The organism is Hymenobacter polaris (genome assembly GCF_012927305.1).
In the GTDB taxonomy this organism is placed as follows: domain Bacteria; phylum Bacteroidota; class Bacteroidia; order Cytophagales; family Hymenobacteraceae; genus Hymenobacter; species Hymenobacter polaris.
This window is the reverse complement of sequence record NZ_JABBGH010000002.1, coordinates 577,083-592,169: the sequence shown is the minus strand read 5'-3', so window position 1 is coordinate 592,169 and position 15,087 is coordinate 577,083. Positions and strand designations below refer to the sequence as shown.

The window sequence follows — 15,087 nt, the reverse complement described above, 5'->3', positions numbered from 1 at the left end:
TGTTTAAAAATCCTCGTCGAGCGAGAACATATTGTCGGCGCGCTCGGTCATGACGCCCGCTTTCTGGTACTCGGCCACGCGCTTCTCGAAGAAGTTGGTCTTGCCCTGCACCGAAATCATTTCCATGAAGTCGAAGGGGTTGGTTGAGTTGTAAATCTTGCCGCACCCTAGGGCCACCAGCAGGCGGTCGGCCACAAACTCGATGTACTGGCTCATGGTGCGGGCGTTCATGCCAATGAGGCTCACCGGCAGCGCGTCGGTCACGAACTCCTGCTCGATGGTCACCGCGTCGCGGATGATTTCTTGCACGCGGGCCTCGGGCAGCTTGTTTTCGAGGTAGCTGTAGAGCAGGCAGGCGAAGTCGCAGTGCAGCCCCTCGTCGCGCGAAATCAGCTCGTTCGAGAACGTGAGGCCGGGCATCAGGCCGCGCTTCTTAAGCCAGAAGATAGAGCAGAACGAGCCCGAGAAGAAGATGCCCTCCACGGCGGCGAAGGCGATGAGGCGCTCGGCGAAGTTCTCGGAGTTAATCCACGTGAGGGCCCACTGGCCCTTGCGCTGCACGGCGGGCACCGTGTCGAGGGCATTGAAGAGGTAGTCCTTCTCCTTGGGGTCCTTGATGTAGGTGTCAATCAGCAGCGAATACGTCTCGCTGTGAATGTTTTCCATCATAATCTGGAAGCCGTAGAAGCAGCGCGCCTCGGGCATCTGCACTTCCTGCATGAAGTTGATGGCCAGGTTCTCGTTCACGATGCCGTCGCTAGCGGCGAAGAAGGCCAGCACGTGCTTGATGAAGTGGCGCTCATTGTCGTTCAGGCCGTTCCAGTCCTTCTGGTCCTGGCTGAGGTCGATTTCCTCGGCCGTCCAGAACGAGGCTTCCGCCTTTTTATAGAACTCCCACACCTGAGGGTTTTGGATGGGAAAAAGGACGAAGCGATTAGGATTTTCGGCGAGTAAAGGCTCCATGTAGGCTAGGGTTTCAAAATGAAACGAATAAACAAGTTGCGGGCATCAGTTGGCGTGGCGAGCTTGAACTCGACGCTGCCAGCCGGTTTTTCAAAGATAGGCCGGCCAACTCCTTAGCCAAATTGCTCGTTCGTCCGGGGCCTTGTGGCGCGTGGCAGGCCCAGGCTGTGAGTAGCGCATGAAGCAAGCGCGCTGAATAAGCCGATTTATAACCACTTATCCACATTTTAACTGTGGATAACGGCGGTTGTCCACAAAAATCACTATTCTTAATCTCCGACTTACTATCAATTACTTAGCCTATGGCTGTCAGGGTGACAAAATTTTTAGGTCTTTTACCAGCATTGACGTCGGCCGGCCGGGGCCGAGCGAATGATGATTAACCACTTAGGTTTGGATTTGCCGAGAAAAAGCCGTACTTTTGCCTTCCCTTTTGAGAACCCTACCGCGAACTATCATGTACGCCATCGTAACTATCGCCGGCCAACAGACTAAGGTTGAGGCTAATAAATTTGTGTATGCCCACCGTCTGGCCGGTAATATCGGCGATTCGGTTGATTTTGGGAACGCCCTGCTCACCGACGACAACGGCACTATCAGCGTAGGTGCGCCTACCCTGGACGTGGCCGTGAAGGGCACTATCGTGGCCCACGTACAGGGCGACAAAGTGCTGGTGTTCAAGAAGAAGCGCCGCAAGGGCTACAAGAAAATGAACGGCCATCGCCAGCAGTTCACCAAGGTTCTGATTAACAGCATCGGCTAGTTTGGTTAAGCTGTTGGCTACTAGCGGGGGCTTTAATGCAGCCCTTAGCTGTTGGCTTCTGCTTAATCAGCCTGTTTTTATCTAACAAAAGCTAACAGCTACTGGCTATTAGCTAATAGCTCAAACTAAAATGGCACACAAAAAAGGCGTCGGCTCGTCCAACAACGGCCGTGAATCGCATAGCAAGCGCCTCGGCGTGAAAATCTTCGGCGGGCAGTCGCTCATCGCCGGTAACATCATCGTGCGGCAGCGCGGCACCAAGCACCACCCCGGCTCGGGCGTGGGCATTGGCAAAGACCACACGCTGTTTGCGTTGGTTGATGGCACCGTGGTATTCCGCAAAGGCCGCGACGAACGCTCGTTCGTATCGGTAGTGCCGGCCACCGTATCGGCCGAAGCTGCTGCCTAAGTTATTCTTCTAGTTATATAGCTGCAGAAAGGGCTGCTCCTAGCGGGGCAGCCCTTTCCGTGTGCCCTAGGGGCTTATTTACCGGGTTAGGTAGAAGCGGATATTTACCTGAGCGCCCACGTCCCAGCCGTGGCGAGGTAGGTAATATTCGGCGTTAGTGCGGGTGGGCGCCAGCACGCCCAGGCCCGCGCTCAAGTCGTAGAGCAGGTGCGGGCGCAGCCGGTTTTGCACCCCCCACAGCGCGTAGAGCGCCGGCACGAGCAGCGTATTATGGTTGCCTACAGCGCCGCGGGTTGTGCTTGTGGCGCTGGTACCGGCTTGGCTCAGCGTGGCGCTGGCTTCAAGCGCCAGGTACTTACCCAGCTCGGGCACGCCGGGCTGCTGGCGGGTGGCGCCGGCGGGGCGGCCGTAGTAGCAGCGGGCGCCGAGGCCCAGGGCCACCGCAGGCAGGGTAGTGTTGGACCCTACGACCGCCCGGCGGCGGCGCAGACTGGTACTGGCCAGCTGCATATCGGCATCGAACTGGGCATACCAACTCAGGCGCGAACCTACGCGGCGTTCGGCAGCCAGCGACAACGGCATTAGCAGGCGCCAGCTGGTAGCGGTGCGGCTGTAGCTAAGGTGCGTGAGGCGCAGCCCGCCCTTCAGCAGCCAGGGTGATGAAGGAGCCGAAGTAGCCGCGGCGGGCACCGCCGCCGCTTGAGCCATACCAGCCCTAGGGGCACTCCAGAGCACCAGCCCAAGTAGGCCGCCTCGCAATGCGTAAATAAGCGACATAGGCAAAAAGCAACTACTAGCGAATAGGAAAGCAACTTCTAAGGTAGCGACGCGGCAGCTAGCTCGTGCAGAATAGTGCTAAGCTGCCGGGCGTGGCTGACGATGAGGAAGTGGCCGGCGCCGGGCAGCAGGTAGTTGATGGAGGCCCGGCCAGCGGGCAGCAGCCGGTCGCGGGTGCCGTGGATGCGCACGGCGCCCGGCAGCCCCGGCCCACGCCACTCCAGCAACTGCGCCGTGGCCCAGCGAGCAAACGCGGGGTTGGTAGCGCGCAAAATCTCGCTGAGCAAGCGGTACTCGGCACCGCCGCGCGCGCCAAAAAACCACTGCGCCGCCCGCGGCAGCCGCGCCAGCAGGCCAAACGGCACCAGCCGGTGCAGGCCCGTAGCGCCCGCCAGTTGTAGCAGCCAGGGCAGCTGGGCGGGGCTGCTGATACTGGAAACGAGCACCACCCGCGCCAGGGGCCGCAGCCGACCAACCTCCTGCGCCAGCAGCCCCCCAAACGACACGCCCACCAGCCAACAGGGCTGGCCCAGGGGCACGGCTGCGGCCAAGCGCGCGGCATAGTTGGCTAAGGGTTCGGCGGGGCCTAGGGGGGGTAGCCATGGCAGCACCACCGCGGGGCCCGGCAGGTGTAGGCGGCGAAAAACGCGCTCATCGGCCCCTAGGCCCGGAATCAGGTAATACACGGCGCCAAATTAACTGGCTCAGCTAGTTGGTCAGTGCCCCCCCCCACCTGCTTGACTGCGGAAAGGCAACCCGCGGGGCGCTTGCTAGGCAACTGCCGTAGGCAGCCCGGCGGCGAGGCGCCCACGCAGCGGCGGGGCTACGCCACCCAAATAATACCGCTAAAAATCGCTGGTTTGGCTGTCGTAAAGTGAAGTGAACGGGCAAAATGCGGCGCCAGTATATCTTGCACATTGTGAAGACTAGATGCAATTTTCGCACTTGTATAAGCTCGCTCCCCAGTTGCTATGAAAACTACTTTACGTCGTGGCTTTCGCCTGATGCGCTGGTGGCAGCCGGCGCTACTTGGGGGGCTGCTGAGCGCCTACCTGCAACCCGCCGCCGCCCAGGTGCTGGCCGCGGCCGACTCGGCCACGGTGGCCGCCAGCGTGGCGGCCGCCACCCGCACCTATACCAGTGCCCTAGGCCTCGAAACGGTGCTCTACGATGGCGCCGAGTACGTGGACTACAAGGTGCCGGGCACGCGGGGCCACCAGTTCTTTGGGGGGCCGGAGGCGCAAACTGGCAGTGTGGTGTACCGAGGCGGCACGTTCGCTAACCTACCCCTGCGCTACGACCTGGTGCGCGACCAGCCCGTTTTGCTGTATCCAGGGCAGGCCGTGGCCATTATGCTGGTGCCCGAAAAAGTGGCGTCGTTTACGCTCGGCGGCCACCGCTTCGTGCGCGTGGTGGGCGACTCGCTTGCGGCAGGCTCGCTGCCCACGGGCTTCTACGAGCTGCTGGCCGACGGCCCGGTGCGCCTGCTGGTCCGGCATAGCAAGCGCGTGTTCCAGGCCATTATCAGCCAGGCGCTTACCCTGGAGTACCGCCAAACCGATGCGCTGTACCTGCGCACGGCCACGGCCACGGCCGAGGTAGCGAACCTGAAACAGCTGCTGGCCCTGCTGCCCGATCACCAGGCCGAGGTGCAGCGCTACGCCCGGCAGCAGCAGCTCAGCTTTGCGCCCGCTGGCCGGGTTGAGTCGGCCGAGCGGCTGCTGCGCTATTATTACACGCTGCGGCCCTAGGGCCCGGTAGTACTTCCATTCTTTTCCATGAGCAAACTTTACCCCTGGCTATTTGGCGGGGCGTTGCTGCTGGCCGGGCCCGGGGCCTGGGCGCAGCAGCCGGCCGCTACCACCATCAGCGGCGACTTTCGGGGCCTACGCTTCGAGCAGTTCGTGCAGCGCCTGGAAGCCCAGACGCCCTACCGCTTTTACTTCGACCCAGCCGCTACCGACACCGTGACGGTGCGCGTGCAGGCCGATGCCCTGCCGCTGGTGGCGCTGCTCACGCGGGTGCAGCAAACCACGCGCCTCCAATTCGCCATCGACGAGGCCACGCGGCGCGTGTTCGTGACCAAAGACTACCCGCTGCAAACCCAGCTACCCGACAGCTACTTCCAGCCGGGCGCCGCGCCGGCCCTAGGGCCCGCCGGCCCGCCCAGCCCCCCCAGTGCCGCCACCAGCGCGGCGGCCACGGCGGCGGGCAGCTCCGAGTTTAAGCTCTACGAGGTGGGGCCGCGGCAAGCCACCACGCCCGGCAGCAAGGCCACCCTCTCGGGCGTGGTGCGGCTGGCCGATAGCGGGCGGCCCGCCATTGGGGTGGCCGTGTACGTGGAGAACCCGAGCGTGGGCGCCTCCACCGACCGCGAGGGGCGCTACGCGCTGACCTTGCCGCCGGGTCGCTACAACGTCAACATCCGGGGCATGGGGGTGCGCGCGGCGCGGCGGCAGGTGTGGCTGCACGGCAGCGGGCAGCTCGACCTGGAAGTGGCGCCCGACGTGGCCGTACTGAACGAGGTGGTGGTGGAAGGCCAAAAGGAGCGCAACGTGCGCGGCCTGCAAATGGGCGTGCAAACGCTGGACATCAAGACGATTAAGCAGGTGCCCACCGTGTTTGGCGAGGCCGACATCCTGCGGGTGGTGATGGCGCTGCCGGGCGTGAAAACCGTGGGCGAGGGCAGCACCGGCATGAGCGTGCGCGGCGGCGGCACCGACCAGAACCTGGTGCTCTTCAACGACGCCGTGATTTATAATCCGGCGCACTTATTCGGCTTCTTTTCGGCTTTTAATCCCGACGTAATCAAGTCGGTCGATTTGTACAAAAGCGCGATACCGGTGCGCTACGGCGGGCGCCTCTCATCGGTGCTCGACATTCAGGGGCGCGAGGGCGGGCGCAAGAAGTTTGGCGGCTCGGGCGGCATTGGGCCCCTTACCAGCCGCCTGGCGCTGGAAGGGCCCCTAGGCAGCCGCGGCGATGGCACCGCCAAGGGCTCGTACTTGGTGAGCGGCCGCGCCTCGTATTCGGACTGGCTGCTGCACCTGGTGCCCAACAGTGCGCTGAAGAACAGCGCGGCCTCGTTCTACGACCTCAACGCCTACGTTACCTACGATTTCGACGCGCACAACTCACTGTACGCGAGTGGCTACTACAGCCGAGACCGCTTCCGGCTGGCCAGCGACACCGTGTACAATTACCACAACACGGCGGCTAGCCTGAAGTGGCGGCACGACTTCACCGACAAGCTCCAGGCCTATTTCATCGGCGCGTACAGCAGCTACGATTTCGGGCTCTCAACCACGCGCAACGCGGCCGCCGCGTCCACCTTCGATTACTCCATCAAACAGGTGTCGGGGCAGGCCAACTTCAACTACCTGGCCAGCGCCAAGCACACGCTGGACTTTGGGGCCAGCTCTATTTTGTATAATACCCAGCCGGGCAACCTGCAGCCGCTGGGCGAGCAGTCGCTGCTGCTGCCCGTCACCATCCAGCACGAGCGGGCGGTGGAAAGCGCGGTATATGCCTCGGAACGGTTCGACATCAGCCCCAAGTTTTCGGTGCAGGCGGGGTTGCGGTACTCGTTCTTTCAGGCCCTAGGGCCCCGCACGGTCACCAACTACCAGGAGGGCATTTCGCGCAGCGAGAGCACCGCCACCGGCACCAGCACCTACGGCGCCGGCCAGGTGCTGGCCCACTACAGCGGGCCCGAGTGGCGCTTCTCGACCCGGCTGGAGCTGACGGCCCACTCGTCGGTGAAGGCCAGTCTGACGCGGATGCGCCAGTACATCCACCAGCTCACGAATACCACCGTGGTGTCGCCCACCGATAGCTGGAAGCTGAGCGACAACTACATCCGGCCGCAGGTGGGCGACCAGGTGAGCCTAGGGTACTACCACAACTTCAAGCGCAACACGGTGGAGTTTTCGCTGGAAGGCTACTACAAGCGCACCCACGATTTTCTGGACTACAAGAGCGGCGCCATCCTGCTGCTGAACCCCCACCTCGAAACCGACCTGGTGAACGCCGAGGGCCGGGCCTACGGCGTGGAAGCCCTGCTGCGCAAAACCGAGGGCAAGATAAACGGCTGGCTGAGCTACACTTACGCCCGCTCGCTGGTGCAGGTGAACACCGCCACCGACCAGGTGAACGGCGGCGCCTGGTACCCCAGCAACTACGACAAGCCGCACGACGTGACGCTAGTGGGCAACTACCGCTTCTCGCGGCGCTTCAACGCCTCGCTCAACTTCAACTACAGCACCGGGCGGCCCATCACGCTGCCGCTGGCCAAGTACTACGTGGACCAGGCCCTGCGCGTGTATTTTTCTGACCGCAACGCCTACCGGGTGCCCGACTACTACCGCGTGGACTTGGCCGTGAACTTCGAGGGCAACCACAAAATCGAGAAGCTGGCCCACAGCTCCTGGACGGTGGCCGTATACAACCTGCTGGGCCGGCGCAACCCCTACTCGGTTTATTTCCAAACGGTTAATGGCCAAATAAAGGGCTACAAGCTCTCCATCTTTGGCGAACCTATCCCGACGGTCACCTACAATTTTCGTTTCTGATGCGTCGGCTACTTCATCATAAGTTGCCTGTGCGCTGGGGCGCACGGCTGACGCTACTTGCCCTAGGGGGCTGCGTAGATCCCTATATGCCAGACATAGCCGACACCAATGCCAGCCTGCTGGTGGTAGACGGCTTCATCAACGGCAATGGGGTGACGCGCATTCGCCTCTCGCGCACGGAGAACGTGGCCGCCACCGGCTCGCCACCCGCCGAGAAGGGCGCCCGGCTTTTTATTTTCGACGAACAAGGCGCGCGCTACCCGCTAACGGAACGGAGCGCGGGGCTGTACCAGTCCGACAGCCTGGTGCTACCAGCCAACCGGCGCTACCAGCTGCGCATCACCACGGCGGGCACCCGCGCCGCCAACTACGAGTCGGACTTGGTGCCGCTCAAAGTCACGCCGCCGCTCGATAGAGTAGGCTGGCGCCTGGCCGATGAGCAGGTGCAGCTACTGGTAACTACCCACGATGCCACTGGGCAGTCGCGCTATTACCGCTGGGGCTACACCGAAACCTGGCAGTTCAACGCCGCCTTCGAGTCAGCGCTGGAATACAGTTCCGTATATGATGACATCAGAAGTCGCACCACGCCCATTTATACCTGCTGGCAAACGGTACGCTCGTCCCGCGTGCAGCAAAGCACGACCACCCAGTTCAGCCAAGATGCGGTTACGGACTGGCAGCTACTAGCCTTTTCGGCGCGCGCCGAGCGGCTGAAAATTCGCTACAGCGTGCTGGTAAGCCAGGTAGTTGAAACGGCCGACGAGTACGCCTACTACGAATTGCTGCGCAAGAATACCGAAGCCGTGGGCACGGTCAACGACCCGCTGCCGGTGCAGCTCACGGGCAACGTGCACCGGGTAGGCAATGCCGAGCCCGTGCTGGGCTACGTGGGTGCTCACACCGTGCAGTACCAGCGCCTATTCATCAACCGCGCCGACCTACCCCTGCCAGGCGATTGGGTGTTTGATAGTCCCTACCGCGCTTGCGCCATTGACTCGATGGGGGAAGAAGTTTTTAAAACGCCCGCGTTTGTTCCGATTGGCCACGACTCGAAAACTGGTACTTACTACGGCTCTAGCAGCGAGTGCGTAGATTGTCGGACGCGGGGCAGCAACGTGAAACCTAGCTTCTGGTAGTTGCGGCAGTCCTTTCTCTTCCTTTTCCCACGCTTGCGCTATGTCGCTTTATCCGCGTTTTTTTCTGCGTCTTTCCCTAGGAGCCATTCTGCTGGGGCTGGGCGGCTGCGTCGAGTCGTACGTGCCGGACGTGGCGACGCCCACGACCAGCTACCTGGTGGTGGACGGCTTCATCAATGGCAACGGGGCCACGCGCATCCACCTCGCGCGCACCATTGCGCTGGCCACCACCAGCTCGCCACCCGCCGAGAAAGGCGCCCGGCTTTTTATTTTCGATGACCAAGGCACGCGCTACGCGCTTACGGAACGGAGCGCCGGCTTCTACCAGTCCGACAGCCTGCTGCTGAACCCGGCCCGCCAGTACCAGCTGCGCATCACCACGGCGGGCAGCGGCGCGGCCAACTACGAGTCGGACTTGGTGCCACTCAAAGTCACGCCCGCCATCGACAAGCTTGACTATTACGTGGCCGGCGACCAGGTGCAGCTGCGCGTGAGCACCCACGACGCCACGGCCCAGAGCCGCTACTACCGCTGGAGCTTCGTGGAAACCTGGGAGTTCAACGCCGCCTTCCACTCCAACATCGAGTACTACGCAAAGCCAGGGCCGGGCCAGGCAATTATCAGCGCCCGCAGCACGCCCATTTACACGTGCTGGCGCACCGAGCGGCCCACCGACATCGTGCAAACCACTTCCGCCCAACTTAGCCAGGATGCCCTCACCGACTACGTGGTGCGCACCATTCCCGCCCGGGCCGAGCGCTTCAAGGTGCGCTACAGCGTGCTGGTGAGCGAGTATGTGGAAACGGCCCCCGAGTTTGCCTACAACGAGTTACTGCGCAAGAATACGGAGGCGGTAGGCACCATCAACGACCCGCTGCCGGTGCAGCTGACGGGCAACGTGCACCGGGTAGGCAATGCCGAGCCGGTGCTCGGCTACGTGGGTGCCCACACCCTGCGGCAGCAGCGCTTGTTTATCAGCCGGGCCGATTTGCCTGCCCGCGCGTTGGAGGACTACGACACCCCTTACAACACCTGCCAGGCGAATATCTCCTATTACTGCGACCCGCAGGGCACTTGCGATAAGCTCGGCGTTTACGACCTGTTTCGGCTGCCCGCCTACATCCCCCTGGATTTTGCGTCGGACGCCGGGGGCGATGGTATTCTGGGGGCCAGCGCCGAGTGCGCCGACTGCCGCCTGCGGGGCAGCAATGTAAAACCCAGCTTCTGGTGAGGCTTCGCTTGCCATTGGCTTCTTGCTACTTAGTGCGTCCTATGCGTTTTTGCGTTTTCCTTTCCGCCGTGGCCCTAGGCTCGCTCGCCTACCCCGCCCAGGCCCAGAGCCCGGCCGACTCGCTGGCGCGGCAGCTGCGCCGTTACCAGCAGCAGGCGCTCACCGAGCAGCTCTACGTGCACCACGACCGGCCCGCCTACGCCGCCGGCGAAACCATGTGGCTGAAGGTGTACGTCGTGGATGGCACCCAGCACCGGCCGCTGGCGATGAGCAAAGTGGCCTACGTAGAGCTGCTGGATGCCGCCCGCCGCCCCGTGCTGCAAGCCAAGCTGGCCCTGCGCCAGGCCCTAGGGCAGGGCACGCTGGCGCTGCCTGCCGAGCTGCCCAGCGGCCGCTACGTGCTGCGCGCCTACACCAACTGGATGAAAAACGCCGGCCCCGACTACTACTTCCAGGCGCCCATCAGCATCGTCAATACCTGGCAGCCCGTGGCCGCACCCACCGCCAGCGCCGCCCCGGCCCTCGACCTGCGGTTTTTCCCCGAGGGCGGGCAATTGGTGGCGGGCGTACCCGGCCGCCTGGGCTTTAAGGCTACCAATGCCCTCGGGCGCGGCGCAGCCGTGGCCGGCACCGTGGCCGACGAGCGCGGCACGGTGGTAGCGTCGTTCCAAACGCTGCGGGCGGGCATGGGCAGCTTTGTTTTCACGCCGGCCCTAGGGCAGCGCTACACCGCCAGCGTGGCGCTGCCCGGCGGCCAGAAGCTAACGCAGCCCTTGCCTGCGGCTGCCGCCCAAGGCTACGCGCTGCAGCTGCGCGAGGCCGGCCCTAGCCTCAGCGTGCAGGTGCAGGCCCGGCCCGCCACCGCCGAAACCCTGTACCTGGTGGCCCACACCGGGCAGCGCGTCACGGCCACCGAAACGACGGCTGTCGCGGGCGGCCAGGCCGTTTTTCAGCTCGATGCGCGGCGGCTGCCGCCCGGCATCTCGCACCTCACCGTGTTTGCGGGCCGGCGGCCGGTAGCTGAACGCTTGTACTTTAAGCGACCCACAGCGGGGCAATTGCTGGCCATGCAAGGCCAAGCCGGGGCCGCCGCCTACGCCCCGCGCAGCCGCGCCACCGTGCAGCTGCAAGCCCCGCAGCCGGCCGCCGCGTCGCTGGCCGTGTACCGGCTCGACTCGCTGGCGGCCAGCGCCGCCCCGGCCGACATCGCCGCCGCGCTGCTGCTGGCGGCCGACCTGCCCGGCTACGTGGAAGACGCCGGCTACTACCTGCGCGACTCCAGCGCCACCGCCCGCCAGGCCACCGACAACCTGCTGCTCACCCAGGGCTGGCGGCGCTTTAAGTGGGAAGACGTGCTGGCCGGCGCCCCCCCGGCCGCTACCTATCCCCCCGAGCTGAACGGCTTTCAGCTGCAAGGGCGCCTCAGCCAGGCTGGCGGGGCGTCGGCGCCGGGCAAGGTGGCCTACCTGTCGCTGCCCGCCCGCACCTTCTGGTTTGGCAACGCCGTGAGCGAGGCCGACGGCCGGGTGCGCTTCGAGGTGCCCCACCTGTACGGGGTGCGCAAGCTGGTGCTGCAGCCCAACTACGCCACCGCCGACAGCCTGCTGCGCGTGGAACTGCTGAGTTCCTTCACCACTGGCGGGGGCCTAGGGGAATTGGGCCTGGCGCCGGCGCCGGCCCGCTGGGCCACCTCGCTCAGCGAGCGCCACCTGGGGGTGCAAACCCAGCGCGCCTACCCCGCGCCGGCCGCGCAGTTTCAGGCCGTGCCGGGCGACACGGTGGCCTTTTATGGCAAGCCCGATGAGCACTTTTTTCTGGATGAGTACACCCGCTTCCCCACGGTGGAGGACGTGATGCGCGAATACGTGCCCGCTGTGCTGGTGCGCAAGCGCCGCGATGGCTTCCACTTCGTGGTAATTGACCGGCCTAGGCACATCAACCTGAAGGAGAACCCTTTGACGCTGCTCGATGGCCTGCCGGTGTTCAACATCAACCAGATTATGGCGTTCGACCCGCTGAAAATCAAGCGCCTCGACGTGATGGCTAACCGCTATTTTCTGGGTTCCCAGACCTACGATGGCGTAGTCAGCTACGTCACCTACAAGGGCGACCTGGGCGGCTTCCCGCTCAACCCCAGGGCCCTCATCGAAGAATATGAGGGCCTGCAGGTGCCGCGCGAATTTTATGCCCCGCGCTACGACACCGACCCGCAGCGCCAAAGCCGCCTGCCCGACCTGCGTAACCTGCTGTACTGGAACCCCGACCTGCGCCTAGCCGCCAACCAGCCCCAAACCCTGGATTTCTTTACCGGCGACCAGGCCGGCCGCTACTTAGTGGTGGTGCAGGGCCTAGGGGCCGATGGGAAGCCCGGCAGCACCAGCTTCTCGTTTGAGGTGAAGCCGGCCCTTTAGAAAATGTGCGAATGAAGAGAATGCGGAGATGTAAAAATGCTCGAATGTAATGGTTAGCATTTTTACATCTCTGCATTCTCTTCATTCGCACATTTAATTACGCCGCCACTAATACCTCGGGGTCGTTGTGGGCGGGCGAGTTGACGCGGGTGGTGATAGCGTATTCCTTCATCAGCGCGGCGTCGTAGGGTAGCAGCAGCTTTTGGTGGGCGCTGGGGCCTAGGTCGTCGGCCAGCCAGGCGCGCTCGGCTTCGGGGCCGGGCAGGATGACAGGCATCCGATTGTGGATACTGGCCATCAGCTCGTTAGGCTCGGTAGTAATGATGGTGAAAGTAGGGTGCACTTCGCCCGAAGCCTTATCTACCCACTCGTCCCAGAGGCCAGCGAAGGCAAAGGGCTCCTCGCTTTGCAGCAGAATACGGTGCGGTACCTTGCCCCGCTCGGTAGCCTGCCATTCGTAGAACGAATCGGCCAGCACCAGGCAGCGCTTGCGCGCGAGCAGCTGCCGGAAGCTAGGCTTCTCTTGCAGCGTTTCGGCGCGGGCGTTGATGGGCTTGGGGCCGCTGGCCGGGTCGCGGCTCCACCCAGGCACCAGGCCCCACGGCACTAGCTGAATTTGCTGGGGCGCGGCATTGGTGATGATAGGCAGCGCCTGCGAGGGCGCCGCGTTGTAGTTGGGCGCGGGACTGGCGGGCTCAGCAGCCCCAAAACGCTTGGCCAAGGCCGGCGCAGGCGAAATGACGGTATAACGGCCACACATAACTTATCGCTGATTTAACGGATTTAACGGATTTCGCAGATACGCCGCTACGCGGCTGGCTACGCGAGGTGGCGGCGGGCGGCTTTGCTGCCGCGCTACTAGGCTACCTAGCCCCTAGGGGCAGGTTTACGCAAAAAGGCCGCCCTAGGGCGGCCTTTAAAGTCACTATCGCGTAGTCAGCCGCGCAGCGGCGTATCTGCGAAATCCGTTAAATCAGCGGTACAGCTTCTCGTAGTATTCCTTGGCCATGCGGGCGCTCTCAAACTCGGGCTCCACGTCCTTCATGGCCGCCTTGCGGATTTTGAGGAACTGCTTGGGCTGGTCGTAGTAGAGGGCCACTACCTGGTCGAGCACGTTGTGCAGGTTCTCCGACTCCATATCGTCCTTCTGGTCGGTGGGCAGCTCCACGTCGGCGTGGCCGATGATAAAGCAGTTCTCGCCATCCTTGGCGAACTCCGGAATCCAGCCGTCGGCGATGCTCACGCTCACGCTGGCATTCATGGCGGCGGTCATGCCGCTGGTGCCGCTGGCCTCGCGCGGGTAGCGCGGGGTGTTCAGCCACAAGTCCGAGCCCTTCTTTAGCTCGGCGCTCAGCTCCAGCTCGTAGCCCGTGAGCACGGCGCAGCGCGTGAAGTCGCGCGTCATCTTGATGATGCCGTTGAAGGTGTCAATGGCGCCCTGGTCCTTGGGGTAGGGCTTGCCCGCCCAGATTACTTGCACCGGACGCTCGTTGTTGGTAACCAGCTTTTTGAAGCGCTCAAAATCGCGCAGAATCAGGTCGGCGCGCTTGTAGCCGGCGAAGCGGCGGGCCCACACGATGGTCAGCGCCGCGGGGTCGAAGAGGTGGCCGGTTTGGTTGGCTACCACCTTAAACAGCTCTTTTTTCAGCTCCTGCTTGCGGGCGTCCAGGGCGGCGTCATTCTTATCCTTGAGGGCGGCAGCCAGCTGCGGGTCGCGCCAATATTTGCCGTTCTGGCTGTTGGTGATGGCGATAATGGGGCAGATGCCCGCGTAGTGGCCCCACATTTCGTTGGCCACCTCGCCGTGCACCTTGCTCACGCCGTTGGCCTTGCGGGCAAAGCGCAGGGCCGTGAGCGTGTAGTTGAGCGAGTCGCCCTCGATGCGGGCCACGCGGCGCACCTCGTCTTCGGGCACCCCCGAGAAGAATGACATGTCGCTGAGCAGCTTCATGGGGTGCTCCTCGTTGCCGGCCAGCTCGGGCGTGTGGGTAGTGAATACCAAGCGCTTCTGCACCTCGGCCAGGTCGCGGCCGTGCTTCTCGTAGAGGTAGAAGGTTAGGGGCACGCCGTGGCCCTCGTTGAGGTGGTAGATGTCGGTTTGGCGGCCTAGCTCATCCAGCAGCTTGCCGCCACCAATGCCCAGCACCATGCTCTGGGCCACGCGGGCGGCCGTGTCGGGGTCGTAGAGCTTGTGGGTGATGGTGCGCGAGAGGTAGTCGTTCTGCTCGATGTCGGTGCTGAGGAAGAACATGGGTGCGGTGCCAAACGTGTCGGGCGCCAGGTAGTAGGCCTTCACAAACACCTCAGCGTCGTGAATGACGACGGGAAACACGATGCCCGTGTCTTCGAGGAAAGAGTAGTACTTGTGGCGGAAGGCGGGCGTCATCAGCTGCTCGGCGTCGCGGTCCTGGTCGTAGTAGCCGTAGGTCCAGAGCATCCCAATGCCGATAAGGTTCTGCTTCAGCTCGTAGGCCGAGCGCATGTGCGAGCCGGCCAGGAAGCCCAGGCCACCCGAATATATTTTCAGGCTCTGGTCGAGGGCGAATTCCATGGAGAAATACGCTGCCGGGGCCTTGTATTTAGCGGCTGGGGTGTAGGGTTTAAATTGAAATGCCATAGGGGAAAATGTAGTAGCAGCCTGCTACTAAGAGGGTTCGGAGATGCAAAGGAACGGTGCGCATACGGTTCGCGCCGCGGCCCGGTGTATTTTGCTGATGCTTTACCGGGGTGGTTTCCGCAATGGTTTGCGGGCCAATTAGGCCGCTTTTGGACCGCTCCGGTGGCTTTTCGCCCTGCTTTTTCGCCCACTCTTTTCCCCTTCGT

General features: G+C 63.2%; 12 protein-coding genes. 7 read left to right on the top strand and 5 right to left on the bottom strand.

Annotated elements, in window-relative coordinates:
- Positions 1-3: 3 nt before the first annotated feature.
- Entirely contained in the window at positions 4-963 is a 960-nt protein-coding gene (locus HHL22_RS12830) for a ribonucleoside-diphosphate reductase small subunit (RefSeq protein WP_169531756.1), read from the bottom strand.
- Positions 964-1,420: 457 nt separating this feature from the next.
- Between HHL22_RS12830 and rplU the strand changes: the two genes are divergently transcribed.
- Positions 1,421-1,726: a 50S ribosomal protein L21 gene (gene rplU / locus HHL22_RS12825; RefSeq protein WP_169531755.1), complete on the top strand. Its 306-nt coding sequence runs from the start codon at positions 1,421-1,423 to the stop codon at positions 1,724-1,726.
- Positions 1,727-1,856: 130 nt separating this feature from the next.
- Positions 1,857-2,135: a 50S ribosomal protein L27 gene (rpmA, locus tag HHL22_RS12820; protein ID WP_169531754.1), complete on the top strand. Its 279-nt coding sequence runs from the start codon at positions 1,857-1,859 to the stop codon at positions 2,133-2,135.
- Positions 2,136-2,213: 78 nt separating this feature from the next.
- Here the strand turns inward: rpmA and HHL22_RS12815 are convergent, their stop codons facing one another.
- The gene (locus HHL22_RS12815; RefSeq protein ID WP_169531753.1) at positions 2,214-2,912 is read right to left on the bottom strand and encodes a hypothetical protein; all 699 of its coding nucleotides are present in this window, start codon (positions 2,910-2,912) and stop codon (positions 2,214-2,216) included.
- A 38-nt stretch (positions 2,913-2,950) separates the two neighbouring features.
- Entirely contained in the window at positions 2,951-3,598 is a 648-nt protein-coding gene (locus HHL22_RS12810; RefSeq protein ID WP_169531752.1) for an alpha/beta hydrolase, read from the bottom strand.
- 285 nt (positions 3,599-3,883) lie between these two features.
- Between HHL22_RS12810 and HHL22_RS12805 the strand changes: the two genes are divergently transcribed.
- The 5 genes from HHL22_RS12805 to HHL22_RS12785 all read left to right on the top strand — a co-directional run bounded on the left by HHL22_RS12805 (position 3,884) and on the right by HHL22_RS12785 (position 12,264).
- A complete protein-coding gene (locus HHL22_RS12805) occupies positions 3,884-4,663 on the top strand; it encodes a hypothetical protein (RefSeq protein ID WP_169531751.1) in 780 nt (259 codons plus the stop codon).
- A 27-nt stretch (positions 4,664-4,690) separates the two neighbouring features.
- The gene (locus HHL22_RS12800) at positions 4,691-7,483 is read left to right on the top strand and encodes a TonB-dependent receptor (protein ID WP_169531750.1); all 2,793 of its coding nucleotides are present in this window, start codon (positions 4,691-4,693) and stop codon (positions 7,481-7,483) included.
- 86 nt (positions 7,484-7,569) lie between these two features.
- Positions 7,570-8,622 carry a DUF4249 domain-containing protein gene (locus tag HHL22_RS12795; protein ID WP_169531749.1) on the top strand — a complete coding sequence of 351 codons (1,053 nt, stop codon included), beginning with the start codon at positions 7,570-7,572 and terminating at the stop codon, positions 8,620-8,622.
- Between the two features lie 40 nt (positions 8,623-8,662).
- Positions 8,663-9,853: a DUF4249 domain-containing protein gene (locus HHL22_RS12790; protein WP_169531748.1), complete on the top strand. Its 1,191-nt coding sequence runs from the start codon at positions 8,663-8,665 to the stop codon at positions 9,851-9,853.
- A gap of 41 nt (positions 9,854-9,894) precedes the next feature.
- Positions 9,895-12,264, top strand: a complete 2,370-nt coding sequence (locus tag HHL22_RS12785; RefSeq protein ID WP_169531747.1) for a hypothetical protein — start codon at positions 9,895-9,897, stop codon at positions 12,262-12,264.
- 97 nt (positions 12,265-12,361) lie between these two features.
- Here the strand turns inward: HHL22_RS12785 and HHL22_RS12780 are convergent, their stop codons facing one another.
- Positions 12,362-13,024: an SOS response-associated peptidase gene (locus tag HHL22_RS12780; RefSeq protein ID WP_169531746.1), complete on the bottom strand. Its 663-nt coding sequence runs from the start codon at positions 13,022-13,024 to the stop codon at positions 12,362-12,364.
- A 213-nt stretch (positions 13,025-13,237) separates the two neighbouring features.
- Entirely contained in the window at positions 13,238-14,881 is a 1,644-nt protein-coding gene (gene glgP, locus HHL22_RS12775; RefSeq protein WP_169531745.1) for an alpha-glucan family phosphorylase, read from the bottom strand.
- Positions 14,882-15,087: the final 206 nt, after the last annotated feature.

Bases quoted from the DNA above. Each gene is read 5' to 3' on its own strand.
- rpmA (WP_169531754.1), top strand. From the start codon at position 1,857: ATGGCACACAAAAAAGGCGTCGGCTCGTCCAACAACGGCCGTGAATCG.
- HHL22_RS12815 (WP_169531753.1), bottom strand. From the start codon at position 2,912: ATGTCGCTTATTTACGCATTGCGAGGCGGCCTACTTGGGCTGGTGCTC.
- rplU (WP_169531755.1), top strand. From the start codon at position 1,421: ATGTACGCCATCGTAACTATCGCCGGCCAACAGACTAAGGTTGAGGCT.
- HHL22_RS12805 (WP_169531751.1), top strand. From the start codon at position 3,884: ATGAAAACTACTTTACGTCGTGGCTTTCGCCTGATGCGCTGGTGGCAG.
- HHL22_RS12790 (WP_169531748.1), top strand. From the start codon at position 8,663: ATGTCGCTTTATCCGCGTTTTTTTCTGCGTCTTTCCCTAGGAGCCATT.
- HHL22_RS12785 (WP_169531747.1), top strand. From the start codon at position 9,895: ATGCGTTTTTGCGTTTTCCTTTCCGCCGTGGCCCTAGGCTCGCTCGCC.
- HHL22_RS12795 (WP_169531749.1), top strand. From the start codon at position 7,570: ATGCCAGACATAGCCGACACCAATGCCAGCCTGCTGGTGGTAGACGGC.
- glgP (WP_169531745.1), bottom strand. From the start codon at position 14,881: ATGGCATTTCAATTTAAACCCTACACCCCAGCCGCTAAATACAAGGCC.
- HHL22_RS12800 (WP_169531750.1), top strand. From the start codon at position 4,691: ATGAGCAAACTTTACCCCTGGCTATTTGGCGGGGCGTTGCTGCTGGCC.
- HHL22_RS12780 (WP_169531746.1), bottom strand. From the start codon at position 13,024: ATGTGTGGCCGTTATACCGTCATTTCGCCTGCGCCGGCCTTGGCCAAG.
- HHL22_RS12830 (WP_169531756.1), bottom strand. From the start codon at position 963: ATGGAGCCTTTACTCGCCGAAAATCCTAATCGCTTCGTCCTTTTTCCC.